The organism is Cycloclasticus sp. P1, from assembly GCF_000299965.1.
GTDB lineage: Bacteria > Pseudomonadota > Gammaproteobacteria > Methylococcales > Cycloclasticaceae > Cycloclasticus > Cycloclasticus pugetii.
The window spans coordinates 2,156,243-2,182,265 of record NC_018697.1; the positions used below are offsets into that span (position 1 = coordinate 2,156,243).

The 26,023-nt window shown below is 42.9% G+C and carries 27 protein-coding genes; 8 read left to right on the top strand and 19 right to left on the bottom strand.

Annotated elements, in window-relative coordinates; all coding sequences use genetic code 11:
- Positions 1-3: 3 nt before the first annotated feature.
- Positions 4-2,007: a transketolase gene (gene tkt / locus Q91_RS10390; protein WP_015006856.1), complete on the bottom strand. Its 2,004-nt coding sequence runs from the start codon at positions 2,005-2,007 to the stop codon at positions 4-6.
- Positions 2,008-2,106: 99 nt separating this feature from the next.
- Positions 2,107-2,274, bottom strand: a complete 168-nt coding sequence (locus Q91_RS11530; RefSeq protein ID WP_015006857.1) for an oxidoreductase-like domain-containing protein — start codon at positions 2,272-2,274, stop codon at positions 2,107-2,109.
- 196 nt (positions 2,275-2,470) lie between these two features.
- Between Q91_RS11530 and Q91_RS10395 the strand changes: the two genes are divergently transcribed.
- Entirely contained in the window at positions 2,471-3,826 is a 1,356-nt protein-coding gene (locus tag Q91_RS10395; RefSeq protein ID WP_015006858.1) for an aromatic ring-hydroxylating dioxygenase subunit alpha, read from the top strand.
- Complete coding sequence (locus Q91_RS10400) at positions 3,826-4,359, top strand: 3-phenylpropionate/cinnamic acid dioxygenase subunit beta (protein WP_015006859.1); 534 nt, start codon at positions 3,826-3,828, stop codon at positions 4,357-4,359. Before Q91_RS10395 ends, Q91_RS10400 begins: the two co-directional genes overlap by 1 nt.
- A 117-nt stretch (positions 4,360-4,476) precedes the next feature.
- Here Q91_RS10400 and Q91_RS10405 read toward each other — a convergent pair whose 3' ends face one another.
- The 9 genes from Q91_RS10405 to hslV all read right to left on the bottom strand — a co-directional run bounded on the left by Q91_RS10405 (position 4,477) and on the right by hslV (position 11,577).
- Positions 4,477-4,908 carry an ester cyclase gene (locus tag Q91_RS10405; RefSeq protein ID WP_015006860.1) on the bottom strand — a complete coding sequence of 144 codons (432 nt, stop codon included), beginning with the start codon at positions 4,906-4,908 and terminating at the stop codon, positions 4,477-4,479.
- Between the two features lie 63 nt (positions 4,909-4,971).
- Complete coding sequence (locus tag Q91_RS10410; RefSeq protein WP_015006861.1) at positions 4,972-5,334, bottom strand: YajD family HNH nuclease; 363 nt, start codon at positions 5,332-5,334, stop codon at positions 4,972-4,974.
- Between the two features lie 94 nt (positions 5,335-5,428).
- Positions 5,429-6,220, bottom strand: coding sequence for a DUF429 domain-containing protein (locus Q91_RS10415; protein ID WP_015006862.1), 792 nt, complete (start codon positions 6,218-6,220; stop codon positions 5,429-5,431).
- 52 nt (positions 6,221-6,272) lie between these two features.
- Positions 6,273-7,919 (bottom strand): ubiquinone biosynthesis regulatory protein kinase UbiB, encoded by a 1,647-nt coding sequence (gene ubiB, locus Q91_RS10420; protein WP_015006863.1) that lies wholly within the window; start codon positions 7,917-7,919, stop codon positions 6,273-6,275.
- A 13-nt stretch (positions 7,920-7,932) separates the two neighbouring features.
- Entirely contained in the window at positions 7,933-8,556 is a 624-nt protein-coding gene (locus tag Q91_RS10425) for an SCP2 domain-containing protein (RefSeq protein ID WP_015006864.1), read from the bottom strand.
- A 5-nt stretch (positions 8,557-8,561) separates the two neighbouring features.
- Complete coding sequence (gene ubiE, locus Q91_RS10430; RefSeq protein WP_015006865.1) at positions 8,562-9,311, bottom strand: bifunctional demethylmenaquinone methyltransferase/2-methoxy-6-polyprenyl-1,4-benzoquinol methylase UbiE; 750 nt, start codon at positions 9,309-9,311, stop codon at positions 8,562-8,564.
- A 26-nt stretch (positions 9,312-9,337) separates the two neighbouring features.
- The gene (locus tag Q91_RS10435; protein WP_015006866.1) at positions 9,338-9,694 is read right to left on the bottom strand and encodes a gamma-butyrobetaine hydroxylase-like domain-containing protein; all 357 of its coding nucleotides are present in this window, start codon (positions 9,692-9,694) and stop codon (positions 9,338-9,340) included.
- A 7-nt stretch (positions 9,695-9,701) separates the two neighbouring features.
- A complete protein-coding gene (gene hslU / locus Q91_RS10440) occupies positions 9,702-11,024 on the bottom strand; it encodes an ATP-dependent protease ATPase subunit HslU (RefSeq protein WP_015006867.1) in 1,323 nt (440 codons plus the stop codon).
- A gap of 1 nt (position 11,025) precedes the next feature.
- Positions 11,026-11,577: an ATP-dependent protease subunit HslV gene (gene hslV, locus Q91_RS10445; protein ID WP_035851044.1), complete on the bottom strand. Its 552-nt coding sequence runs from the start codon at positions 11,575-11,577 to the stop codon at positions 11,026-11,028.
- 133 nt (positions 11,578-11,710) lie between these two features.
- Here hslV and Q91_RS10450 point away from each other — a divergent pair, with 133 nt between their 5' ends.
- Complete coding sequence (locus Q91_RS10450) at positions 11,711-12,370, top strand: DUF4126 domain-containing protein (protein WP_015006869.1); 660 nt, start codon at positions 11,711-11,713, stop codon at positions 12,368-12,370.
- An 8-nt stretch (positions 12,371-12,378) separates the two neighbouring features.
- On the opposite strand, the gene xerC is transcribed toward Q91_RS10450, so the two are convergent.
- From xerC to Q91_RS11535, 5 genes are read right to left on the bottom strand one after another with little or no spacing between them, the layout of a single operon-like run.
- Positions 12,379-13,287 (bottom strand): tyrosine recombinase XerC, encoded by a 909-nt coding sequence (xerC, locus tag Q91_RS10455; RefSeq protein WP_015006870.1) that lies wholly within the window; start codon positions 13,285-13,287, stop codon positions 12,379-12,381.
- A 2-nt stretch (positions 13,288-13,289) separates the two neighbouring features.
- Positions 13,290-13,994, bottom strand: coding sequence for a DUF484 family protein (locus Q91_RS10460; RefSeq protein ID WP_015006871.1), 705 nt, complete (start codon positions 13,992-13,994; stop codon positions 13,290-13,292).
- The gene (gene dapF / locus Q91_RS10465) at positions 13,991-14,818 is read right to left on the bottom strand and encodes a diaminopimelate epimerase (RefSeq protein ID WP_015006872.1); all 828 of its coding nucleotides are present in this window, start codon (positions 14,816-14,818) and stop codon (positions 13,991-13,993) included. Before dapF ends, Q91_RS10460 begins: the two co-directional genes overlap by 4 nt.
- The gene (gene lysA, locus Q91_RS10470) at positions 14,812-16,083 is read right to left on the bottom strand and encodes a diaminopimelate decarboxylase (protein WP_015006873.1); all 1,272 of its coding nucleotides are present in this window, start codon (positions 16,081-16,083) and stop codon (positions 14,812-14,814) included. Before lysA ends, dapF begins: the two co-directional genes overlap by 7 nt.
- Entirely contained in the window at positions 16,083-16,202 is a 120-nt protein-coding gene (locus tag Q91_RS11535) for a lipoprotein (protein ID WP_015006874.1), read from the bottom strand. The genes lysA and Q91_RS11535 overlap by 1 nt, the downstream gene beginning before the upstream one ends.
- 97 nt (positions 16,203-16,299) lie before the next feature.
- Between Q91_RS11535 and Q91_RS10475 the strand changes: the two genes are divergently transcribed.
- From Q91_RS10475 to Q91_RS10495, 5 genes are all read left to right on the top strand, one after another.
- On the top strand, positions 16,300-16,971 hold the full coding sequence (locus tag Q91_RS10475) for an alpha/beta hydrolase (protein ID WP_015006875.1): 672 nt from the start codon (positions 16,300-16,302) through the stop codon (positions 16,969-16,971).
- 199 nt (positions 16,972-17,170) lie between these two features.
- The gene (cptA, locus tag Q91_RS10480) at positions 17,171-18,865 is read left to right on the top strand and encodes a phosphoethanolamine transferase CptA (RefSeq protein WP_015006876.1); all 1,695 of its coding nucleotides are present in this window, start codon (positions 17,171-17,173) and stop codon (positions 18,863-18,865) included.
- 33 nt (positions 18,866-18,898) lie between these two features.
- Entirely contained in the window at positions 18,899-19,258 is a 360-nt protein-coding gene (locus Q91_RS10485) for a diacylglycerol kinase (protein ID WP_015006877.1), read from the top strand.
- Positions 19,259-19,306: 48 nt separating this feature from the next.
- Entirely contained in the window at positions 19,307-20,188 is an 882-nt protein-coding gene (locus tag Q91_RS10490; protein WP_015006878.1) for a LysR substrate-binding domain-containing protein, read from the top strand.
- 109 nt (positions 20,189-20,297) lie between these two features.
- Positions 20,298-20,813 carry a peroxiredoxin gene (locus Q91_RS10495; protein ID WP_015006879.1) on the top strand — a complete coding sequence of 172 codons (516 nt, stop codon included), beginning with the start codon at positions 20,298-20,300 and terminating at the stop codon, positions 20,811-20,813.
- A 76-nt stretch (positions 20,814-20,889) separates the two neighbouring features.
- Here the strand turns inward: Q91_RS10495 and Q91_RS10500 are convergent, their stop codons facing one another.
- The 3 genes from Q91_RS10500 to argH all read right to left on the bottom strand — a co-directional run bounded on the left by Q91_RS10500 (position 20,890) and on the right by argH (position 26,006).
- Positions 20,890-23,730 carry a class I adenylate cyclase gene (locus Q91_RS10500; RefSeq protein WP_015006880.1) on the bottom strand — a complete coding sequence of 947 codons (2,841 nt, stop codon included), beginning with the start codon at positions 23,728-23,730 and terminating at the stop codon, positions 20,890-20,892.
- Between the two features lie 3 nt (positions 23,731-23,733).
- Entirely contained in the window at positions 23,734-24,531 is a 798-nt protein-coding gene (locus tag Q91_RS10505; RefSeq protein ID WP_015006881.1) for a GGDEF domain-containing protein, read from the bottom strand.
- A gap of 83 nt (positions 24,532-24,614) precedes the next feature.
- Entirely contained in the window at positions 24,615-26,006 is a 1,392-nt protein-coding gene (argH, locus tag Q91_RS10510; protein WP_015006882.1) for an argininosuccinate lyase, read from the bottom strand.
- Positions 26,007-26,023 lie beyond the last annotated feature (17 nt).

The following is a 26,023-nucleotide window of genomic DNA, read 5'->3' on the forward strand; positions in this document are numbered from 1 at the left end:
AACTTATATTAAGTTCTTTGCTGCTTCGACTAACTTTTCCACTGTGATGCCAAAGTATTCAAACAATTCTTTAGCCGGAGCCGATTCACCAAAACGGTCTAAGCCAATCACCGCACCTTGCAAGCCCACGTATTTATACCAAAGGCTTGTTGATCCTGCTTCTATCGCTACCCTTGCTGTTACTGAGGCAGGCAATATAGATTCTTTATACGCCATATCTTGTCTATCAAAAAGGTCTGTACACGGCATAGATAGTACGCGAACCTTAACGCCTTCTGCTGCTAATACGTCAGCAGCGGTTGTCGCTAATTCAACTTCAGACCCCGTAGCCATTAAAATAACCTGCGGCTCACCTTCACAATCTTTAAGGATATAACCCCCTTTTGAAATAGCCGCCACTTGGTCAGCTGTGCGTGGCTGGTGCTGTACGTTTTGACGAGTAAAAATTAGCGCTGACGGCGTGCTTTCATTTTCAACCGCATACTTCCATGCAACAGCAGATTCAACCGCATCACACGGACGCCATACATCTAAGTTTGGAATTAACCGTAAACTTGATACATGCTCAACCGATTGGTGTGTTGGTCCGTCTTCACCCAACCCTATCGAGTCATGCGTGAAAACAAAAATATTTCGTAATTTCATCAATGCAGCCATACGCACAGCATTACGAGCATAATCAGAAAATGTTAAAAACGTTGCGCCATAAGGAATAAAGCCGCCATGTAATGCAATGCCATTTTGAATTGCGCTCATGCCAAATTCACGCACGCCGTAATGAAGATAGTTGCCGTTGGCATTCGTCCCATCAACATCTGTACACCCTGACCATTTAGTTAAATTAGAGCCAGTTAAATCAGCTGATCCCCCTAAAAGCTCGGGCAATAAAGGACCGTAACCATTAAGTGTGTTTAATGATGCTTTACGTGAGGCAATGGTTTCACCTGCCTGCTGCGCTGCCTGCACAAATGCCTCTGATTTTTCTGCCCAATCAGCACTTAACTCACCTGATAAACGACGCAATAGTTCATCAGCTAGGTCTGGGTATTCAGCCACATAAGCTTCTAATAACTCTTCCCATTGAGCTTCTGCTTGTTCACCTTTATCGTTTGCATCCCACGCATTCTTTACCTCAGCTGGAATTTCAAAGGCAGGCGCTGCCCAACCTAATGCTTTTCTGGTAGCAGCTATTTCTTCAGCACCCAATGGAGCGCCATGTACATGATGCGTCCCTTCTTTATTAGGCGCACCAGAGCCAATCACTGTTTTACAGCAAATTAACGTGGGTTTATTCGTTTCTTTTTGTGCTTGCTCAATCGCCTGCTTAATATCATTAGCATTATGCCCATCTACATCACGAACTACTTGCCAACCATAGGCTTCAAAACGTGCTGGCGTATCATCGGTAAACCAACCTTCTACATCGCCATCAATCGAGATACCGTTATCATCCCAAAACGCTATTAATTTGCCTAAGCCAAGCGTACCCGCATAAGAACATGCTTCATGCGAAATACCCTCCATCAAGCAACCATCCCCCATAAAGGTATACGTGTAATGGTCAACCACCTTGAAGTTAGGTTGATTAAATTGTGCAGCTAATACCTTTTCAGCTAAAGCCATACCCACCGCGTTGCTAATACCTTGACCTAAAGGACCTGTCGTTGTTTCTACCCCTGGCGCATATCCGTATTCTGGGTGACCCGGTGTTTTAGAGTGCAGCTGACGAAAATTACGAATGTCTTCAATATCTAAATCGTAACCCGACAAGTGCAATAACGAATATAACAACATTGAGCCATGACCGTTCGATAATACGAAGCGATCTCTATTCACCCAGTGTGGATTGGCTGGGTTATGCGACAAAAAGTCATTCCATAGTACTTCTGCAATATCTGCCATCCCCATCGGTGCACCGGGGTGTCCTGAGTTGGCTTGTTGGACAGCATCCATACTAAGGACACGAATAGCATTCGCTAGTGTTTGACGAGAAGGTCTTGGGCTCATGATCTTTGCTTATTGTTAATCGATTGATAATCAGCGCGTAACGCACTAATTTTGAAATGGTGAATTTTACACTGAAGCGTTAAGAAGATATAGCGTTAGTCAGTCTGTCTTATCTAACGTATTATCAAGTTTTTCCTTAACTTGCTGCTCATTCCATAGATCCAGTTGATTAAAGTAGTCCTCCCAAACGCACGGGCAACAGCTCCCTCCACCACAACAATCATCATTTTCTGGGCGTTTGGGTTTTAGTATTTTTTTTGGTATCACAGCCATCACCTTAATATTATGGCAGCTTAAATTAAGTTATCGATTACTCTTTTTAGGAAAAATGCCTTGGATCAATCTTTTGCCCAACCTCATCGTTTTTACCAACCAAGCGTTAGACAAGCATTGAACGATAAATATATACTAGATGGATAGTTATTAATCATCCTTCTCAAATTCAACACATAAGGGGAACATTATGGGTAAAGTGGACGTTAGCCAACTGGTCGACAATACAACTGGTCGACAAAGTAGATCTATTTTTCATGAACAAGACATCTATGAGCAAGAACAAGAAAGAATCTTTGGCAAATGCTGGTTATTTTTAGCGCACGAAAGCCAAATACCTGATCCAGGTGACTATTTTAGGACCTTTATGGGTGAAGATGAGGTCCTCGTTATTCGCCAAAAAGACCAATCAGTCAAAGCCTTCCTTAACACCTGCACCCATCGCGGCAACCGTGTTTGTAAGGCAGATAAAGGCAATGCCAAGCAGTTTACTTGTAGCTACCATGGGTGGAGCTTTGCCGCAGATGGCACGCTTCAATCTGTCCCGCTGGAAGAGGATGCTTATTACAATGAACTCGATAAATCCAAATTTGGCTTACACCCTGTTTGCAAGGTAGATAGCTATAAAGGATTAATTTTTGGTAACTTTGATCCAGAATCACCGACTTTGGATGATTATTTGGGTGATATGAAATGGTACTTAGATGTTTGGCTCGACGCGATGCCAGAAGGCACCGAGTTAATCGGCTCAACGCAAAAAGTTGAATACCCTGTCAACTGGAAACTGCCTGTCGAAAACGCCTGCGGCGATGGCTATCATATTGGCTGGGCTCATGCAGGTGTTATGACTGTTGCTACCTCAATGGACATTGAAAGCCTTTCTCTAGGCAATACTAAAGTAGATAGTTCAACTGCTATGGCTGGTGGTGGCATGAATGGTCACTCGATTATTTCATCTCTTGATGGGCAATCAGGTTATGCGTTCTACCCTGATCCAAGCCTACCTGTTAGCTACCTTGAAGAAAACCGAGAGACTGTTATTTCACGCCTTGGCGAAACGCGTGGTAAGCAATTTTGGGGCTCGCAAATCAACATGACTATTTTCCCCAATGTGCAAATGTTACCGGGGCTTAATTGGTTCCGTGTTTATCACCCAAAAGGCCCAGGAAAAATGGAAATGTGGACGTGGGCGATGGTTGATAAAGAGATGTCAGACGAGTTAAAACAAACTGTGCTCGACAATGTTTGCCGAACATTTGGCGCCGCCGGCATGTTTGATAACGATGACGGTGAAAACTTTGCCGCCTGTACTTCACAAAACAGAGGCCTACAAACCCGCCAAAAAGATGTATACACCAATATGGGCTTAGGCAAAGAGTACTCACACCCTGAAATGCCTGGCGTCGTTAGTGACGGCCTTGTGGGTGAACAAAACCAACGATATTTCTACCGTCGCTGGCAAGAAATGATGGCAGCAAAAGATTGGAGCGCCGTTCCAAACTACAACAGCCTAGAAGAAGCAAATGCAACAAGAGGACAAAACTAATGAGTCAACCATCTCCTTTTAAAAATGCTGTTGATGCGGACACCTACCAAACCTTCCAAACACTTCTGTATAAAGAAGCGCGTCTACTTGACCATGAAGAGTATGACCAATGGCTAGCGATGCTAACGGACGATATTTATTACTATATGCCCGTACCCGCTCGCTATTTACGTGAAGAAAAAAAGCAGGCCATCAAACCTCTCGACGCAAATATTTTTAATGACTATAAAAAACAATTAGAGCTACGTATTGCTCGCTTTGCGACGAATCTCGTTTGGTCTGAGAACCCTCAAAACATGATAAACCACGCAGTGTCTAATATAGAGGTGTTCCCTACAGAGGTTGAGGGTGAATGGAACGTTCTCTCTGTTGTTACCGTTCTTAGAAGCCGACTCGATGGCGTAGAAAAGCGCATGGTGGTATCGCGCGATGATATTTGGCGCCTTGAAGACAATAGCCTCAAGCTGGCTAAAAGAAGCATGTTGTTTAATCACACTGTCGTCCCAGATAGTAACCTTAACTTCTTCTTCTAATTCACCTAAATAAAAAAACGCCTATTGTTATTTTAAAACAATAGGCGTTTCTTAGACCAGCTCATTAAGCACTGCAACCGAGCTATCTCCATTACATCATATGTGAACTCTTACTCTTTAATCCCAAGGGCCTTTCGAGTCTTTTGGAATAAAGCCCAATGCTTTAAGAAAAGGCACAAAATCGACTGCATCCCACTCTTCAATATTCAACCCATCTTTTATTCGCATAATATGAATAGCGTCTAGGTCAACATATTCATTCGTCGGTGCAACACCATTAAACTCGCCAACATGTTTCATGCGTAGTTTCATTCTGCTAACCACCTTGTCACCTTCAGCAATTTGATCATAAAAGTGTCGATCAAAATCTGTCATTGACTCTTGCAGCTTCATATTCATAATCATATGTGCATCTTTATCCAACGGTTCTTTTGCCATCGGCAAGTGGAACAAATGATCTGGGTGCAGTAAATCTCTCATATCATCAAAGCGTTTGCTGTCCATCGCTGCAAAAAACTCCCTAACAATTTTTTTATTAACCTCAGACATTCTCTCTCCTTATTTTCTTATTATTGATTCATTAGCATAAAGTAATAATAGCGTTGGGAGGGGTTATTTATTTAATAAGTCTGCCAGCCCTGCAAAGGGGTGTTGCCTTAACTCTTCTTTAGTTTTATCTTCAGTTAATGAGCCATATTGATGATCAAGTTGCCTTGAATGCTCATTGTCATGGCAGTAAACGCATAACAACTCCCAATTACTCCCGTCCTCAGGGTTATTATCATGATCGTGATCTCGATGGTGTACCGTCAACTCATGCAGCGTCTGTTGAGAAAACTCTCTTGCGCAACGACCACAAATCCAAGGGTACATTTTTAACGCTTTCGCACGGTAACCAGTATCTCGTTGCTCACGATCTTTTCGAGCATTACTAACAACCTGATCCACTGTTTTACTCAACTTATCTGTTGGCATTTATGCCTCCTCAAAAGTTCTCAACAACCGATACCAACACTGTCTTATTGAAAATACTGTTATCACTTTAATTGGTGCTTGAGTATCAGCAAACTCACCGAGGCATTCTCGCCCAAATCCAGCCTTCTTTTTCTGCTAATGCTCGTTCCTGCTTGGTTCGCGGCCCCTCACTTTCAGCACGAATAAAGTGATAACCTGCTAGCACACAAACCACTGCATCCAAAATATCATCATCGGCGATAACTAATTCTTTATCCATTTCTGATACGTTCATTAACTGACTAAGACCATCAAAAATCCAGCTTCGTTCTTTGCTGATTTCTTTCTTATAACTTGTTGCCGGAAGAAGCTGGCAAGATTTCAGAGTTACCGCAGGGTAAACCTCTATCGCACTAATAGGGTCAACTAGTTCAGCGGACCAAGCCAAAGGGATTGTCGTCCCTAACTGATCCGTTAACTCATCTATTAACATCAAGGCAGCATGCGCTGTTCTAGCAATACGGTCAGCACCCACATCTAAAGATTGCTTCCCTGCTTTTTCTTTTATAAAAAAGTCTGTTCTGCGGCGAAACATCTGGTGGGCATCGGTACTCAGCGAAGCCCCCGCCATATGGCCGATTAACTCTTCGCCCAGTTTTACTGGCCAGCCTAAGGGGGAATCAAATGCTATTAAGGTCTTAACATTGCCTTGTTCTTTTATCCAATTGGACACGACATTAGCAACAGATTCGTTTTTAGCTACCTTTCTAGCCTTCTCTATGCTTAATATGCCGTTCGAAACAGAGCCTAACGCAAGACCCACTTTATTTGATTGCGTCGCGCAATCTATACCAATGATTGATACAGAATTATTAGTAGCCGCTAAATGCTCAGAACCTCTCGTCACTAAAACCTCTTTTCGCCAACTTAAGCGCCTTGAGTAAAAATAACGTGAAAGTTTAGTCTAATGCGTTAAACAGTAATATTCCACCCAGCACACCCAAAACCCAAGTAGTTAACGGCGCATCACCCAGCATTAACGGCGAAAAACCATCTAAGCCTAAAATAACCGCAGCTGAAATCAGTAAGCTCCCACCACAAATTGCCATAATACTCTTACGGTGATTTTTAGCCATTTGCTGCTTTATTTCTTCTAGTTGCGCTGATCTCCACTTAACCTCAAGCTCACCTTTTGAAGCATCACTGAGTACTTGGTACATCATCTCTGGCAACTCTGGTAATTTTTCCCCCATCATCGGCAGGTGTTCTTTTAGCTTATTGAAGGTCGCTTTTGGCCCTACTTTATTTTTATACCATTCCTCTAAATACGGTTTAGCGGTTTGCCATAAATCCAAATCTGGATAAAGCTGTCGACCTAAGCCTTCAATATTCAATAAAGTTTTTTGTAACAAGACTAGTTGTGGCTGCACTTCCATATCGAAACGACGCGCCGTTTGAAAAAGGCGTAAGAGCAAATGACCGTACGAAATTTCTTTTAACGGCTTTTCGAATATCGGCTCACACACTGCACGAATCGCGCTTTCAAACTCATCAACACGGGTTTCTTTAGGCACCCAGCCCGATTCAATATGCAATTGCGCCACACGGAGGTAGTCACGCTGAAAAAAGGCTAGGAAATTTTCTGCTAAATAGCGCTGGTCTTCAAGCGTCACGCTTCCCATAATACCGAAATCCACCGCAAGGTATTTTGCATCATCAGAGGCGAAAATATTACCCGGATGCATATCGGCATGAAAAAAATTATCCCGAAATACTTGTGCGAAAAATATTTCCACGCCCCGTTCGGCAAGTAACTTTAAGTCAACACCTTTTTCACGCAATTGATCTATTTTGCCTATTGGTGTGCCATAGATTCGCTCCATCACCATCACATTTTGGCGCGTATAATCCCAGTACACATCGGGCACATAAAGGTGCTCTGAATTCTCAAAGTTTCGTCGTAACTGCGAGGCATTCGCGGCTTCTCGAACAAGATCCAACTCATCATGAATGGTATGGTCAAACTCTTTAACCACATCTAAGGGTTTTAACCGTTTGGCCTCACCCCAGTATTTATTAGCAAGTTCCGCTAGGGTATATAACAGACCCACATCTGAATTAATAATTTTTTCAATTCCCGGACGAAGCACTTTGACAACAACATCTTCGCCGGTATGCAATGTTGCTGTATGCACTTGCGCCACAGAGGCTGATGCCAAGGGACTAGGTGAGAAAGTCGAAAACACCTCTTCTATCGGAACCTCTAACGAGCTTTCGATAATCTGGCGCGCTAAATCATCAGCAAAGGGTGGAACATTATCTTGTAAGCGCGACAGCTCTTCGCCAATATCAGGTGGCAATAAATCTTGCCGTGTTGATAAAATTTGGCCAAACTTCACAAAAATAGGCCCCAAATCTTCTAGTGCCTTACGAAGACGTTCACCACGTGAACCCTTTCGTTTACCTAAAAAATAGCTAGGGGATAAATAGGTTAAATAACGTAACGGCCTAAATAAATGTAAATTAAATACAAACTCATCGAGACCATAACGCAACAACACACGCTGAATTCGAATGAGCCGAAAGGCCGTTGTTGGGTTTATCACGTTACTTCCTTTTTCAGTCGTTTTCTAGGTTAAGCTTCGCCGCCATCAAGCGTTGGACTTTTGCCTCTAGCCGCTCAACAGATAACCGTAAGTCATCCACACCCACTTTAAATTTATTCACTTCAAATTTAGAGGGCAATATATTTTGTTCTTCTCGAACATACTCTGATGCATTAATGGCAGTTGTCTTCGTTGTTTCTCGAACCCAACCCGATACATCACGAACGAGGTTTCCAAATTGATGAGCCAATACATCACCTGTTATCTTCGATAATGGCTCTTCCCAGTCAACCTCTATCGCCTTAAGAAATGTTTGGAATTGAGCAGCCAACTCAGTATCGCCCTCTATCACCACATCGCCCGACAATAAGCTAGAGGTTGATGACTGTATATTCATCATCGCCAATGCTAATGGTGTGCCTGAAATAGTGGCATCAGCTTTGCCCTCAAAGACCTCTCGAATATCAAGCCCATCTGCGCTGATAATCATATAAAGGCTTAACTCTAGTTGCTGAAAATGTAATTCAATAACTCGACCTTCCATCCTAGCTAGCTGCTTAGGAACCTCTGGGTCGTAATCCAAATAACGGTTCACCGCTATTTGCAATGGTTTCAAAAAAGGGCTGACCAATGACACAACAGCTACAGCTTATATCCCGTATGAACTGCCACAATACCACCCGTTAAGTTGTTCACTTGGCAACGCTCAAAGCCGGCTTCTTCCATCATACCTTTCAACGTGGATTGATCTGGGTGCATACGAATTGATTCAGCGAGGTACTGGTAGCTATCACCATCTTTCGCAACTAATTCACCAATTTTAGGCAATAATTTGAATGAATACGCATCGTAAATCTTGTCTAAAAGTGGGTTGGTTGGTTTTGAAAACTCTAAAATCAATAAGCGACCACCCGGTTTAAGTACATCAAACATCGAACGCAATGCGGCCTCTTTATCTGTAACATTTCTTAGTCCAAAACCGATACAAACTCGATCAAACTGATTAGAGGCATAGGGCAAACACTCAGCATTTGCCAAATTGTAGGTAATGTTTGAAATATGACCTTTATCGATCATTCGATCACGGCCTACCCGTAGCATTGCTTCATTTATATCTGCTAAAACAACTTTGCCGGTTTTTCCAACTCGTTTAGCAAACAGTGCTGACAGGTCTCCTGTTCCTCCGGCCAGATCAAGCACCACATGCCCCGGCTTTACGTTCGCGATCTCTACGGTGAAGCGTTTCCACAACCGGTGAACACCCATCGACATTAAATCATTCATAATGTCGTACGACGGTGCAACCGAGTCAAAAACTTCTCGAACCTTAGTTACTTTTTCTGCAACGGGAACATCTTTAAAACCAAAATGAGTTGTCGTTTTATCTACCATAGTAAAACCCTTATAACCGCGCTGATTTATGATGTCTGACGTTGATGGCCGGCTGCTTCAAGCCTGTTCAAATAATCCTGCCAGTTTTCTTCTTTATTCTCTGCCAATTCAATAAGAAATGGCCATGAATACAAGCCTGTATCATGCTCATCACTGAATACAAGGCGAACGGCATAATTACCCACTGGCTCTATCGCAACAATATTGACCGATTCTTTGCCAACTTGTAACACTTCTTGCCCAGGGCCATGCCCACGTACTTCTGCTGAGGGTGAAAATACGCGTAAGTATTCGCAACTCAATTTTATTGTTCTACCATCATCAAAACTCAATGACAGTTCCCTGTTTTTTTGGTCTAGCACCAAATCTGTTATCGCTACCATGTTTTACCTACAAAATATAACGCGAAAGATCTTCATCTGAAGCAAGCTCACCTAAGTGCTCGTCTACATACGCCGCGTCGATCACTTCATCTATCGGTGAGCCTGCCGGTGCGCGGAATGAAATCTCATCCAATAAACGCTCCAAAATTGTATGCAGACGACGAGCACCGATATTTTCAGTGCCTTCATTCACTTGCCAGGCCATTTCTGCAATCCGTGCCACCCCATCTTCTGTGAACTGCAAATTAACTTCTTCAGTTGCCAATAGGGCTGAATATTGCTCTGTTAACGAAGCATTTGGTTCTGTCAAAATACGCACAAAATCCGCTGCTACCAACGCATCTAGCTCGACTCGAATAGGGAATCGGCCTTGTAACTCGGGAATAAGATCTGAAGGCTTCGACACGTGAAACGCACCTGAGGCAATAAATAAAATGTGGTCTGTTTTAACAGGGCCATACTTAGTCGTAACGGTACTCCCTTCAACTAAGGGTAACAAATCACGCTGAACGCCATCACGAGAAACATCGGCACCGCCACTATCACCTCGTTTACACACTTTATCCAGCTCATCTAAAAATACAATCCCCGTTTGCTCTAGGTTTTCTATTGCCTTGTGCTTTAGCTCATCGTCATTAACCAGTTTTGCCGCTTCTTCCTCGACCATCGCCACCAAAGCATGCTTAATGGACATTTTACGTTTCTTCTTTTTATCACCCGACATGTTTTGAAACATCCCTTGCAACTGGTTGGTCATTTCTTCCATACCAGGAGGTGCCATAATTTCCACACCCACGCTAGGCGCACTTATCTCGACTTCAATTTCCTTATCGTCTAATTCACCTTCACGCAGCTTTTTACGAAATTTTTGTCGTGTTGCATCACCCGTTGTATCGCTTGTATCTACGCTTTCAGCACGCGGCAATAAAAGGTCTAGCACTCTGTCCTCGGCTGCATCTTCCGCTCTACGTTTGACTTTTCCCATCTCGACTTCACGGGTCATTTTAACGGCAATGTCAGCAAGATCACGTATAATAGAATCAACATCTCTACCGACATAACCCACCTCGGTAAATTTAGTTGCTTCAATTTTTATAAATGGCGCTTTGGCTAAGGTTGCTAAACGCCGCGCTATTTCTGTTTTACCAACGCCTGTTGGACCAATCATTAAAATGTTCTTGGGCGTAATTTCACTGCGTAGATTCTCGGGTACTTGTGAGCGTCTCCACCGGTTTCTTAAGGCAATAGCCACGGCTCGTTTTGCCGCATTCTGCCCTACAATATGCTTATCAAGTTCATGCACAATTTCTTTTGGTGTCATTTGGCTCATATTACTTCTTTCCCTCGGACGTTAATTCTTCTATCGTTTGGTTATGATTAGTATAAATGCAGATATCGCCGGCAATATTGAGTGATTTTTCTACAATCTCACGGGCACTCAATTCTGTATTTTCTAATAACGCTTTGGCTGCTGATTGTGCAAAGGGGCCACCTGAACCGATGGCAATAAGATCTTGCTCCGGTTGAATCACATCACCATTACCCGAAATAATCAGCGAGTCTTTACTGTCTGCAATTGCCAGTAGCGCTTCCAACTTACGCAGCATCCGGTCTGTTCGCCAATCTTTAGCCATTTCAACCGCCGCGCGGGTTAAATTACCATGATGCTTTTCAAGCATGCCTTCAAAACGCTCAAACAAGGTGAATGCATCGGCTGTTGCACCCGCGAAGCCAGCAATAACATCCCCACTTGCAAGTTTACGAACTTTTCGAGCATTTCCTTTCATAATCGTATTGCCCAAGGTGACTTGCCCATCACCACCTATTACGACACTATCACCTCGTCGCACAGAGACGATTGTTGTTCCTCTAAAATCCACGATAATCTCTCATTTAAACTATTGACCCTTTATTTTACACAATAATCATGCCTTAGCGTGCATCCCTATTTGTTTAGCTAGTATTCATAGTTCTTATGATATTCTTACCCAATGTGTAAAACAGGGAGTGATTATTGTGGATGAATTAAACCAAATTTCTCAAACACTGGCCTTGAGCATGGGCGCAGCGTGGGGGAGCGGTATCAATTTATACGCTACACTCTTAACCCTTGGTTACTTAGCGCATACTGGTCATATTGATTTGCCGCCTGATTTATTGATTGTAGCGGACCCGCTAGTAATGACCGCTGCTGGATTAATGTATGCAGTTGAGTTTTTTGCCGATAAGGTGCCCGGCGTAGATACCGGCTGGGATACCATCCATACTTTCGTGAGAATTCCTGCTGGCGCTCTGCTAGCTGCTGGTGCTATTGGTGACATTGGCCCTGCCGCTGAAATTGCAGCAGCCATCGTTGGTGGAAGCTTAGCTGGTGCGACGCATGCTACAAAAACAGGTAGCCGTGCGTTAATAAACACATCACCCGAACCGTTCACCAACTGGACCGCCTCTATTATGGAAGATATCGCCGTTTTTGCAGGTGTTTGGGCATCCATCCAACATCCGACCTTTTTTATGGTCGGTTTAGTTTTATTTATCCTCTTGATGATTTGGGCACTACCAAAATTATGGCGCGCAATAAAACGCGTATTTACATTTTTAGGCAAGCTATTTGGCCCCTCTAACAATGATATCTTAGAGACACCCTCGGATGGTAAATTGCCAAAGCCAGACTAAACCAAAACTTATTTCTTTTTCGGCTTAGCTCTTGGGTGCGCTTTATCGTAAACCGACGCTAGGTGTTGAAAATCTAAGTGGGTGTATACTTGCGTGGTACTAATATTACTGTGACCTAATAATTCTTGCACCGCTCGAAGGTCTTGGCTTGACTCCAACATATGACTCGCAAATGAGTGTCGTAACATATGTGGGTGCAAGCGCCCTTGCAAGCCTTGGCGTTTTCGCCATCGCTCTAAACGCGACTGAATACTTCTTGTACTTAAGCGCAAACCTGTCTTTCCGACAAACAACGCCATTTCACCCGTTTTAACCTTATCCATCCGCACTGCTAACCATTTACGAATAGCGTTGACAGCCTTCCGGCCCAACGGTAATAAGCGGGACTTACCTCCTTTTCCGTTGACAACATGAACCGTTCGGCTACTTAAGTCCAAGTCCATTAAATCTATATTCGCTAATTCACTGACCCGTAGACCCGACGAGTAAAGCAGTTCCCACATCGCTACATCACGAATTTCCAGGTCATCATTGGGGACCGCCTCTAACAGACTATTAATCTGGTCGACATCCAACACCTTAGGTAAGGTTTTCGCTGATTTCGGCGCTCGAATACCAGACGCAGGGTTATTCAACAGCACATTGGTTTTAATGAGATAACTAAAAAAGCTCCGACAGGCCGATAATTCGCGCTGCAAACTTCGAGCACTCAAGCCTTTTCGGTGTCGCTGTGCGACAAAACGCCGAACATGGTGTGGATCAAGTTGCGACCATGAAACGAGCTCATTCTCATCACAATAATTAACTAATTGAGATAAGTCACGCGCATAGGCTTGTAACGTATTTAAAGAGAATCTACGCTCAACGTTTAATGCATCTAAAAACTGCTGACGTGCCTCAACAGCCGCTGGTTCCATCGTTACTCTTTTATCTCTTGCAGTGAGTTAAGCCGTTTGGCAACCAGCTCCCCAAGGTGCTCTAAAAACAAGGTACCCATGGTTGTGTGAAAACGGTCTGAATCCTTACTGCCTATGGCCAATATGCCATCTTGTTGGGCGACCTTGAGTGGGATCAGCGCAGCAGACTTAACCTCATCCGCTTGTTGATTAAATAATGCCTTCGCCTGTGCGTGTGTCGGCAAGCCACACTTAATCTTCTGTGACTCAAGCAAGCGTTTAAAATGCTCTAACTGAGGATTATCTTTTTGCCAGAGAACATCACTGATGGGGAAGACACTGTCGCTATTTTCGTCTACTAAGCGAATAGCAAAAAACTCTGCACCGAAACATTCTCGCAGGGTGTCATCAAGTGTTGCGAATACATCTTCCACACAACGAGCATCAATTAATGTGGTTGTTAACTGCTGCATTCGCCCGAATAAGGCATCATTTTCACGCGCAATCGCTAATAGGCCTTCAAGTTGCTTTTGAGACTTTTCGTTTTTATCTCGTAAAATTGCTAGTTGACGCATCGTAAGAGAAACCACGCCACCGTGCTGCTCTACCACTTGAATATCGTCGAGTAACTCTGGATATTGATTAAAAAAATCTGGTGTGGCTAACAAGTATTCACGTACTTGTTCAGCCGTTAACCCTTCTGTTGTTGCAGTTGCTTGTGTACTCATATATCAATCATACCATCAAAAACAAATGTCGCCGGCCCGCTCATCATTACCGGAGCCCCTTCACCTTGCCAATCAATCGTTAATTCGCCACCGGTTAGGGCAACCGTTGTTGGCGTGGTTACTTTACCCAATCGAACTGCGGCAACAACCGCCGCACAAGCACCGCTTCCACAAGCCAAGGTTTCACCGGCGCCGCGCTCATAAACACGTAATGCGAGGCTATCCGGCCCCGTTATTTCACTAAAACCAATATTCGCCCGCTCTGGGAAAAGGCTATGACTTTCCAGCGCGGCACCCACTGCCTCGACCTCTGCTGTCGCGACATTTTCAACTTGAAGTACTGCATGAGGATTACCCATTGATAACGCTGAAAACGCTACGGTCCTATCCAATACATCAACGCTGTATTGTAATTGTTGTTGCTTCGCTATTAATGGAACATTTGCCGGATCGAGTTTTGGAACCCCCATATCAACCGTTACCAACTGTTCCTCATTAACCGTTAAAACCAACTCACCGGCGTCTGTTTCCACTCGAATTGAGCGTTTATTGGTTAAACCTTTTTGTGTCACGAATAGCGCAAAACAACGTGCGCCATTACCACACTGAGAAACCTCACTACCATCTGCGTTATAAATAACATAACGAAAGTCCGCACCCATTTTTGCCGGTTCTACTAAGAGTAGTTGGTCAAAGCCAATACCGTAGTGGCGATCGGCTAAGGCTTTAATTTGCTCGGCCGTTAGCTGAACCGTTTGGTTTATGGCATCAATAACAACAAAGTCATTACCTAAGCCATGCATTTTACTAAAGTTAATTAACAACCTGCGTCCTCAGTTTCATTCGGTAATAGTGATTCGTTTTGCCATAAGCTTTCTAACCGTTGTCGTGCGCCAATTAAGTGGATCTGCTCTCCATCCACCATAACCTCAGCAGCACTTGGTCTTGAATTGTAATTCGAGCTCATTGTGAACCCATAAGCGCCCGCAGAACGGACCGCTAATAAATCGCCTTCTTCAATAGCCAGCTCACGGTCTTTTCCTAAAAAATCACCTGTTTCACAAACTGGACCAACAATATCATAACAAGCTGTTTTAGCTGTTGACGTTAAATTAACAGGCACAATATTTTGCCACGCTTGATATAGTGCAGGGCGCATCAAGTCATTCATCGCTGCATCTACAATAGCAAACCGCTTACCTTCTACCGGTTTAATATATTCAACCTTAGTCACTAAAATACCTGCATTTCCGGCAATTGCACGGCCTGGTTCTAATAATATTTCATAGGGCAGATCGCCTAGCTTTTGGTACAAGGCTTTTACATAGTCGGCAGGCAATGGTGGTTGCTCGTCTCGATAACAAATACCAAGACCTCCACCTAAATCCAAATGATCAATACGAATACCCACACCTTGTAACCGATCCAATAAACTTAATACCCGATCCAGCGCATCCACAAACGGCGCAACATCCGTTAACTGCGAGCCTATATGGCAATCTAAGCCCGTAATATTCAAATGCGGCAACGCATTCGCGCGTTGATACTCCATAAAGGCTGTTTCAATATCTAAGCCAAATTTATTTTCTTTTAACCCCGTAGAAATATAAGGGTGCGTTTGCGCATCCACATCGGGGTTAACGCGAATAGAAATATTCGCAATATGACCTAACTCACCCGCAATTTCATTGATACGGTCTAACTCTGCAGAGACTTCCACATTAAAACAACGAATACCAACGTCTAACGCCCTGCGTATTTCATCATGCCGTTTACCAACCCCTGAGAAAACAATTTTTTCAGGCTGCCCACCCGCTGTTAACACACGTTCTAACTCACCGATAGACACAATATCAAACCCTGAACCTAAGCGTGCTAGTACATTTAGCACCGCAATGTTCGAGTTCGCTTTAACCGCATAACATATTAAGTGCGGACGTCCTTCAAAGGCTTGATCAAATGCCTTCCAGTGGCGTTCCAATGTCGCCCGGGAATAAATATAGGTGGGGCTAGAGAATTGCTCTACGATTGATTGAACCGAAACATTTTCCGCAAAAAGTTGCTTATCTTGGTACTGAAAATAATCCATTACAAACCTAATTCTTGTGCGATTTGATTACTCGGCATATACAGCGGCCCTTTCTGTCCACAAGCAGCTAGCATGGCCAGTAACCCACAAATTAGCATCATTTTTAATAAACGCGACATTTTGTACCCTTTAATTATTTCAGTAATCGACAGTATAAACGTTTGGCATTTTTTGGCATACTCTAACCCTTTCTAGAAACCAATTGAACCTATCGCCATGCTAGCTACCCGACTTCCTGCCATTATCTCAAACCCAAACACACCTATTCGTTGTTCCGTTATTTGGCTACATGGCCTAGGCGCTAATGGCAATGATTTTGCACCCATCGTATCTGAGCTAGGTATTCAAGATGAACTAGGCATACGATTCGTCTTTCCTCATGCCCCTTCCATCGCGGTAACTATCAACGGCGGCGCTGTCATGCCCGCTTGGTATGACATTACCGAAATGGACTTAATGAAACGTGCCGACAATGCTGGCATTGTATCGTCAAGCAAAACCATTACTGACATGATCAATGACGAAATCGCGACAGGCATTGAGCCTTCAAAAATTGTTATTGCTGGCTTTTCTCAAGGTGGGGTCATCGCTTTTGACGCAGGCCTACGCTTTCCTGAAACGCTTGCAGGCATTATGGCTCTTTCAACCTATATTCCTATGCAAGATACATTGCCAACCGCTGAACAAAGCGGTCACGCTAAGATTCCAATTTTCTATGGGCACGGTGACTTTGATCCTGTGATACCAATTGAACAAGCAGACTCATCACGCCGCTTTCTTGAAGCGTCAGGCTATTGTGTTGACTGGCATGCTTACCCGATGGAACACTCCGTTTGCCCACAAGAAATTCATCACATTAAAGATTGGTTAACAACCGTGCTGTCTTGACAAGCACTGACTTTTTATCAAAAAAAAATTTCCTTCGATAACAGCACAAGCCCAATAAAGACGGAGACCCTCATTCACCCATTTCATTTGGACATCGCCACACTTTCAAACAAAACCCTAATATGATTTCCCCGTTTAAGGCTTCCTTAATATTACGTCACTACAATGCAAACCATGCATCTACTGATATAGGAACCTTATGTCATCAAACTTTAGTTGGAAATCGTTAGGCAAGCTTTACCTGTATTTTTTTTATTTCTCTGGGTTAAGCCAAATCTTAATTTATGCTGCAGGCATGTCAAATACAGTTGGCATACGGCAAGCTTTATTTATATCGACTATTTGGCTGGTTCCCAATTTAATTTGGCCTCAATATACGCGCAAAATGTCAGCCTTTATTGGCCTATTAATTTGGCCTGCCTCTCTAGTTAGCCTCAGTTATTTTTACATCTACGGGCAAGATTTTTCTCAAAGCGTACTTTTCATCATTTTTGAATCAAATGTCTCAGAAAGTAAGGAATTTATAGAATCATACCTTGATTATAAAATCATTCTCTTGGCTATCACTCATGCTCTCACGGGTATCTACTTATGGCGCCAAATAACGCCCGTTTATCTACCTAGATTAAATAAGCTCATTACTATTTGTATTGTTTCACTGATCTTTGGAGGTGGTTTTTTAAAACCCCTCATCGTTTATGGCAAAAGCTGGGATTATTCTATTAAATCATTTCAAGATAAAATTGAGCCTGCGGCACCTTGGAATATGATTGCTGGTTATTTTAAATACACAAAAGTGTTAGACGCAATGAATGAACAGTTGGCGGAAAGCACTCAAATACCGCCTCTAAGTAACCTTGTTTATTCAAATAATAAGCAAACCATGGTGCTTGTCATAGGAGAGTCAACTAACTCACAAAGAATGAGTTTATATGGGTACTCTCGCCACACAACTCCTCTGTTAGATAATATGCAGCACGAATTACTGACATATACCGATGTGATTAGCCCAAGGCCTTCTACAATTGAAGCTTTACAACAAGTGCTAACGTTCGCCGACCAGAAAAACCCTGATGTTTACTTAACCAAGCCAACTCTAATAAATATGATGCGTCAAGCTGGTTATAAATCGCTTTGGATTACAAACCAACAAACACAAACAAAGCGCAACACCTTATTACTCACCTTCTCCCAGCAAGCAGATGAGCAAGTATATTTAAACAACAACCGTGTTCAAAATTCTAGCCAGCTTGATGATGGCGTCCTAGAGCCTTTCAAAAAAGCCTTAAGCAATAGTGATGGCCCAACATTTATTGTCATACATTTACTTGGGACGCACCGTAAATACAATTATCGTTACCCAGAAAGTTTCAAACAATATACTGGTCGCGCTGGTATGCCAGAGTGGGTGCCAGATGAACACGCTGAGGAATACAATGATTATGATAACGCTATCTTATTCAATGACTACGTTGTCTCAAGCTTAATTAACATTCTAAAAGACACCTCAACAAACAGCTCTTTAGTGTATTTCTCAGATCATGGAGAAGAAGTTTTCGACACAAAAGGTGATTTATTTTGTGGCAGGAATGAAGGCAAACCAACACCCGCAATGTATACCGTCCCTTTTATTGCCTGGTTATCTCCTGAATGGAAAAAAACGCATTCAACCTCTTCAATTCAAAACACACTAAACCACCCTTATCAAACGTCTGACTTTATTTATAGCTGGGCTGACTTGGCAGGCATAGATTTCAAAGGTAATGACCCGACTAGAAGTATCTTTAATAAACATTTTATTGCTAGGAAACGTATGATTGGTTCACCATTCACCCCAAAGAAAATGATTAATTTTGTTTCTATCTCTCACAAACAAGAACTTACGCTAAATTAACCGTCAAATACTAACTTTTCTTAGGAAACCACCTTGGCCGGACAAAACTTAAAGGGTATACAACGGCTAAAAGCAGCTTGGAGCAACTCGCTGGCAGGAGTAAAGGCATGTTGGGCACATGAAGAAGCCTTTAGACAGGAGGTAGTACTGACTGTACTAGCCACCCCCTTAGCCTTTTATATCACCGAGATACCTACTGAAAGAGCCTTGCTTATCGGTAGTTTGCTACTTCTCCTTATAATAGAATTAATAAATTCTGCAGTCGAAGCAACGGTAGATAGAATCGGGCTCGAGTACCACGAGTTATCTGGAAAGGCTAAAGATATAGCTTCAGCTGCCGTATTATTCGGCAGCTTATTAGTTGCTTTAACCTGGCTTTTAATTCTACTTTAAATACAATAATCTATTGTTAACTCGCCTCTTTCACTAAACATACAAACCATGAACCTTCGGGATTTAAAATACATTGTTGCTGTCGCAGAAACAAAAAGCTTTGTTAAGGCCGCCGAACAATGCTTTGTTAGCCAACCCACGTTGAGCATGCAAATTAAAAAGCTCGAAAATTCATTAAATATTAAAATTTTTGAACGTAACAACAAACATGTTTTAGTCACCGAGATAGGCAAGCAGGTTATTGAAACGGCAAAGCGTATCTTGCAAGATGCTGAACACATCAGCATTTTAGCAAAACATGAACAAGACCCTTTCGCCGGTGATTTTACATTAGGCGCATTTCCTACCATCGCCCCTTATATTCTTCCCAAACTAATTCCACTTATTAAAAAAAAGCTTCCTAACCTGCGTTTAATCTTAGTAGAAGAAAAAACTGACATCCTGCTCCATAAACTAAAAACGGGGCTCATCGATGCAGCACTACTAGCCGGCCCTATCCATGATGAAAGCTTGATCGCAGAAAAATTATTTGATGACGAATTTAAACTCGCTGTGGCAACGAACCATCCGTTAGCCGAACAAACCATCATTAATCCGGATGAATTAACCAATCAACCCTTGCTCTTATTAGACGAAGGGCACTGTCTAAGAGATCAGGCCTTACAGTTTTGCCAGCTCAGCGGTATAGATGAAGAACAAAATGTAAGGGCCACCAGCCTTGAAACATTGAGACAAATGGTCATTGCAGGCACAGGCATTACGTTTATGCCTACGATTTCGATTCAAAACAATGATGACAATATTCGCTACATACCTTTTGAAGAACCTAAACCGAAACGCACTATTTATTTAGTCAGCCGACAAACAAACCCACGCACTGAGCTTATAAAACAGCTCAAAAACCTTTGTGTTAACAAAAATCAACTATAGATAATACCTATTAAATTAATAATAACAATTGATTTTGCCTGGTAAAAAATCAAGACTAAACTATCACTTGTAGCGATAAACCAACCATTTAAACCAATAGGAGATATCTATGACACAGTTAGTACCTCAGTGCACGTTCAAAACACGCGTAAGAGATACCAGCATTGAAGGTGACAACCCTTTTCGCTGGCAAGACCTCACAACAGATGACATCTTTGCTGGTAAAAAAATTGTTCTTTTTGCATTACCCGGTGCCTTTACACCCACTTGTTCAAGCACCCATCTACCGGGCTTTGAAGCCAAGTATGCAGAGTTAAAAGCAAAAGGTGTTGACGAAGTTTACTGCTTAAGCGTGAATGACGCCTTTACCATGTACCAATGGAGTAAAAACCTTGGTATTAAAAACGTGAAAATGCTACCCGATGGTAATGGTGAATTCACACGTTTAATGAACATGCTGGTTAAAAAAGAGAACTTGGGCTTCGGTGAGCGTTCTTGGCGCTACGCTATGATCGTTGATGATGGAAAGATCACTGCTTTATTCAGTGAACCAGGAAAAGAAGACAACTGCGCAGATGACCCTTTTACCTGCAGTGATGTTGATACTGTTCTTAAGCAACTTTAAATTAAGCCTTACAAACCCCCAGCCTTTTTAAAGGCTGGGGGCTCATTTCTTTAGTCGTCGTTAATACCTTAAAGCCTTAAACGTTTAGCTTTTTCTCTATGCGTTGCTTGTAATTTAGATAATGAACCATTTGCAGCGCATCATCACTGCTTGCCCCGAGTTCATAATACGGAACATCGATATCAGTAATATATATTGGGTACTTTTCTGCAGATTTTCGTGCCTGCACGATAAACCGCGATACACTGCTATACAGTTGATCACCCTGCTCAAGGCTTGAGAACACCTGATCGTTGCAATAAATATATGTCCCTTTGGTCTGTTCATCATAAACCACCCGAACATTTATCATATCCGGTCCTACCTTATCGGACACGAACACGTGCTTATGCCCCCAATGTTGGCCAATTTTCTCCAGTTTATAACACATTATTTCCGCATCAAAAGCGGTACTACTTAATTGCTCAGCACCCAGTCCTCGGCGATGAAAAACACTATCAATTAATACCCGATACGATTGCAATAATGACGTTTCGTACACAAATGTCTGCTCGTCAAAAAACATCGAACCGTTCTCATCTAAAATATAAACTTGCGCCTTATTATCACCGAGTTGACTGTAATAAAGGTTTGTATGACCTGCCTTATGATGTCTATAAATAACAGGCAGTAAGCCTTTTGGGTCAATTTTATTATCAAAATATACTGGACTAAAAACTGGCTGAGGCCTTGCTAGCTCTTCAAACAAATGATTTTCCGCTACGCCGGTGGCTGTCATTTTGCCATCGTTAACCTGCATAATATAGAACGAGCGAGCCAGCTGAATAACAAAACGTGGTGACACACCATGCGCATATTGTCTAAAAACAATCGCCACTTCTTTAAACAACGCTTGTATTCGCTTAGCGACACTCATCGCTCTGGGCGAGTTATAACTAGCACTGACCAAACGTGGAAGCACTTGTGCAGGACCGAGTGCTTTATGGTCAAAAATATCACAAAAACAATTCATTAGACCGGTTGCTGACTCGTATTTACCAATAATAACTTCGTTCCACGAATTGCGTAGCAGCATGTCTACCGTATACACCAAGTTCCGCCGCTGAGAGCCAAAACTTAAGGCATCTGACCGCTCACTGGTTAGGTTCACCCCTTTTTCAGTGAAACTACTCATTGAATCTAAACCTGAATTAATCACTAACAGGACATCTGTCACCACTGACTCATGACAATACGCCTTCAAGTGAACCGGTTTTTTTGGCAGCGCATCAAAAAACGACTGGATCGAATGCAGTGTCTGCGCGACTTCGCGTGAACTTATCTGGCTTGCCCCCGGGTTTAAGGCAACCTTTGTTCTGCTACCGACTACGCCATTATCAACACTCCACGCTAACAAGCCAATTAAGCTAGGGGCCTGTCGTATAAATTGCTCATCGCGCCCCTCTCCCAGCCTATTTAATAGCCAGCTTGTTTGCGTATTTTTCACTACCTGCGTTAATACAACTTTAGTTTCAGGCTGTAACAAGGTGTGTTTGATCGTAGAGCGCTCTAATTTACTAGGACGTTTTTCAAACGTCGCGTTAAGCTTTCTTCCTAATAGCAGGAACTCTTCATTATCACGCCTTGATTTTTCGACTCTCTGTTTTGCAAACTTCACCAACAAGCGATAACTGTATGTCAGCTCATGAGTTAAACGCTGTTTTTCTTGTTGTGCTTGGGAAATATTCCAGCCCTTATTGTCCAACGAATGTTTAATGTAATCAGGCAACGGCTGGCATTTAGCCAGCATGTCACTAAAAACACGTTGTCGCCAATCGGGCGTAACCGCTATACGCGCATGCTCATTAAGCTTGCTGAAAAAACAATACCGCATTAAGTTCAAACGCTCAGGCTCGTCCCTTCCAATGAAGTACGCTTCAAGCACATCATACAAAATAAGGTAAGCATCGAGTTTATTAGCATCTGACTCACCTGCATACACTCGTTCCTTCATTAATAATGCAGCCCAATGAGAACTGGGGTACTGGTCAACATACGATTCCATTAACATCAGCTTTAATAGCGACTTATAAGGCGAGTCGATCGCCTTGTATAAGTGCCAAAATGAGGCCCCTAAAAACTCTTCGGCAGGAACCTTTTCAAGCCCTCCAAAATCAATGACATCATGCTGATCAATAAAGCGCTGCTTTAATAAATTATCAACAAACACTTGATAGTTGTTTTCTTCTGTTGGTGGTACCAGCCACCACACTGGGTAACGACCAGCAACATACAAGGCGGTACGGTAAAACTCTTCTAATAATAAATGATGCTGCGTACTGCCACTGCTTTCTGAGGACAAGGGCGTTGCTTCACCTTGTTTAAATTTTTCCGCATTCATCAAAAAGAAATGCACTTCAAGGCCTAGCGTTGTTGCCCACTTTTCAATACTACTGGCTTTTTCTTGCAACAGCGCCAAGGCGCTCGTTGATAAAGTTGGCGCATAGCACAGCCATAAATCCATATCACTGTCTTTAACATATGCAATACTGCCAACACTCCCCATCAAAAAAATGGACTCAATGCCGAAAGCACGTTTGGCTCGTTTGCTATAAACAAAGCCTTTACCCAACTTTTTAGCTTTATCAATGGAAAGCTTATCTGGCGAATAATCAGCAATACCGGCAGGCGTTTCGCTGGACACATAACCGGGCAACACAGGGTGATTAACGTGAAATAACAACGGTAATAATTCTAAGAATATTTTCTGCCGAGGGGTAACAGCATCTATAGCCCGTTGCATTTTTAACTTATGAAGGTTTAAAAATCGCTGCTTGACTACTTTTAAATCTTTCTTACTAATATCACCATTCGGGCCAACAAGGCTGATGCATTTTAAATGACGCCCCTGAACAGGTTTTTTTACTGAACCAACCATCCGCTACATGACTGCCGTCAGGTCGATATCATCTCGTAGTGCTTGTAACATTGCCTGAGTCGTATCCCCTTTTGACCATTCGGTTAGCCCAACCGAAAAAGAAACTGGGCGGCCATCACCTTTGGCAAACAAGGACAAATGCGGCTCTTCATTAAATTTTTTTAACAATGAAGCAGCAGATTGATAATTGGTCTCGGGCAGTATCACCAGAAAGGTATGAGGATCCAGCATGCCAATTTGATCGGCCCAGCGCAGCTGGTCTTTAAGAAAATAAGCAATGCGTTTGACGCAACGCGAGAATAGTTGGCTATCCATTTGATCTGAAAAAAAATAACTGATTCTTAACAACGATAACGGGTTATCGTAACGACGACTACGACTAATATGCCCATCCAGCATTTCAACAATCACATCATTACTCATCATCCCAGTTGTTGGGTCTTTTAAGTTTAAGCCAGACAAATCATCCTGTAGTCGTCTGCACTCATTACCAATAATGACTAAGTCCGTACAATCATGAAAAAAGTAGATATCGTACTCAGGCGTCTTGATATGTTCGCGCCTGAGCCACCGTTGCTGAGTTTGCTGCGGCGGCACAGGAAAGGGGTTACCGGCGCTCAGTAACAAAGAAGTCAACTCACTACTTTTGAACGTCGTACTATCTTGTATTTCTTCTTGTTGAAGCAAAGATAACAGGTAAGGGTTAAGCCATTGAACGCCTTGCTCATTCATTACCAACACACCAAAATCTGCAACGTCTAGTGCTTGCTGTCCCCACCCTCCTGACAATGAATCAAACATCTTTTAGCTAAAAGTTACTGTTATTAGTCGTACCCTAAGTATTGCTGATTTTTTCAAAAATACTGTTTTTTCTTAGCTTTTCTTCATTCTGCTAACAACGTCTTTGCATCCATTATTGCTTGGCGTACTTGATTTGGCGCTGTTCCACCCAAATGGTTTCGCGCACACACAGAGCCCTCTAGGGTCAGCACCTGAAAGACATCATCGCCGATGTCTTGTGAAAAGCCCTGCAACTCGTCAAGCGACAACTCCGATAAATCACGGCCCGTTTCAGTTCCTAAGCGCACTGCCAACCCTACAATTTCGTGTGCATCTCTAAATGCAATGCCTTTACCTACCAAGTAATCTGCCAAATCTGTTGCTGTGGAAAAGCCTTGTTTAGCGGCCTTCAGCATCGATGCTTTTACTGGCTTAATATTCGGCACCATATCGGCAAACGCACGCAAAGACCCTAAAACCGTATCGACGGTATCAAACAACGGCTCTTTATCTTCTTGGTTATCTTTGTTGTAGGCTAAGGGTTGGGACTTCATCAGCGTTAACAACGACACCAAGTGACCGTTTACGCGCCCTGTTTTACCGCGCACCAATTCAGGCACATCGGGGTTTTTCTTTTGCGGCATGATCGATGAACCGGTACAAAACGCGTCTGGCAAATCAACAAAATTAAATTGCGCGCTCGTCCATAAAACAATTTCTTCTGAAAAGCGAGATAAGTGCGTCATCAACAAGGCAGAGGCCGCACAAAATTCTATTGCAAAATCACGGTCACTAACACCGTCTAAAGAATTGGCTGACGGGCGAGAAAAACCCAACAATTCTGCCGTCATAAAGCGGTCAATCGGGTAACTCGTTCCGGCTAACGCGGCTGATCCCAGCGGCATAACATTAACCCGTTTTGCACAATCTGCAAACCGTTCGGCATCACGCTTTAGCATTTCAAACCACGCCATTAAGTGATGCCCAAAGGTGACCGGTTGCGCCACTTGTAGGTGTGTAAAGCCAGGCATAATCGTATCAGTATGCTGTTCGGCCAAACTAACCAGACCTTGTTGTAAACGCTTCAACTCCGATTGAATCATCCCTAGCTGGTCACGCAAAAACAAACGAATATCTGTCGCCACCTGATCATTACGTGAACGCCCTGTATGCAGCTTTTTACCTGCCATGCCGATACGTTCGGTTAACGCCGCCTCAATGTTCATGTGCACATCTTCCAATGCAACAGACCATTCAAACTCACCCGCTTGAATACAGCTTAAGATATCCGCTAAGCCTTCCTCTATCTGCTGACATTCTTGCTCAGTTAGAATCCCCACCTTGGTCAACATTTTGGCGTGAGCGACTGAGCCTTGAATATCATACGGTGCTAGACGTTGATCAAAATCAACGGAGGCTGTAAATGCCTGAACAAAGGCGTCGGTGCTTTCAGTGAAGCGGCCGCCCCACAATTTATTTTGTTTATCTAGTGACATGTCTTTAGCTACAAAAG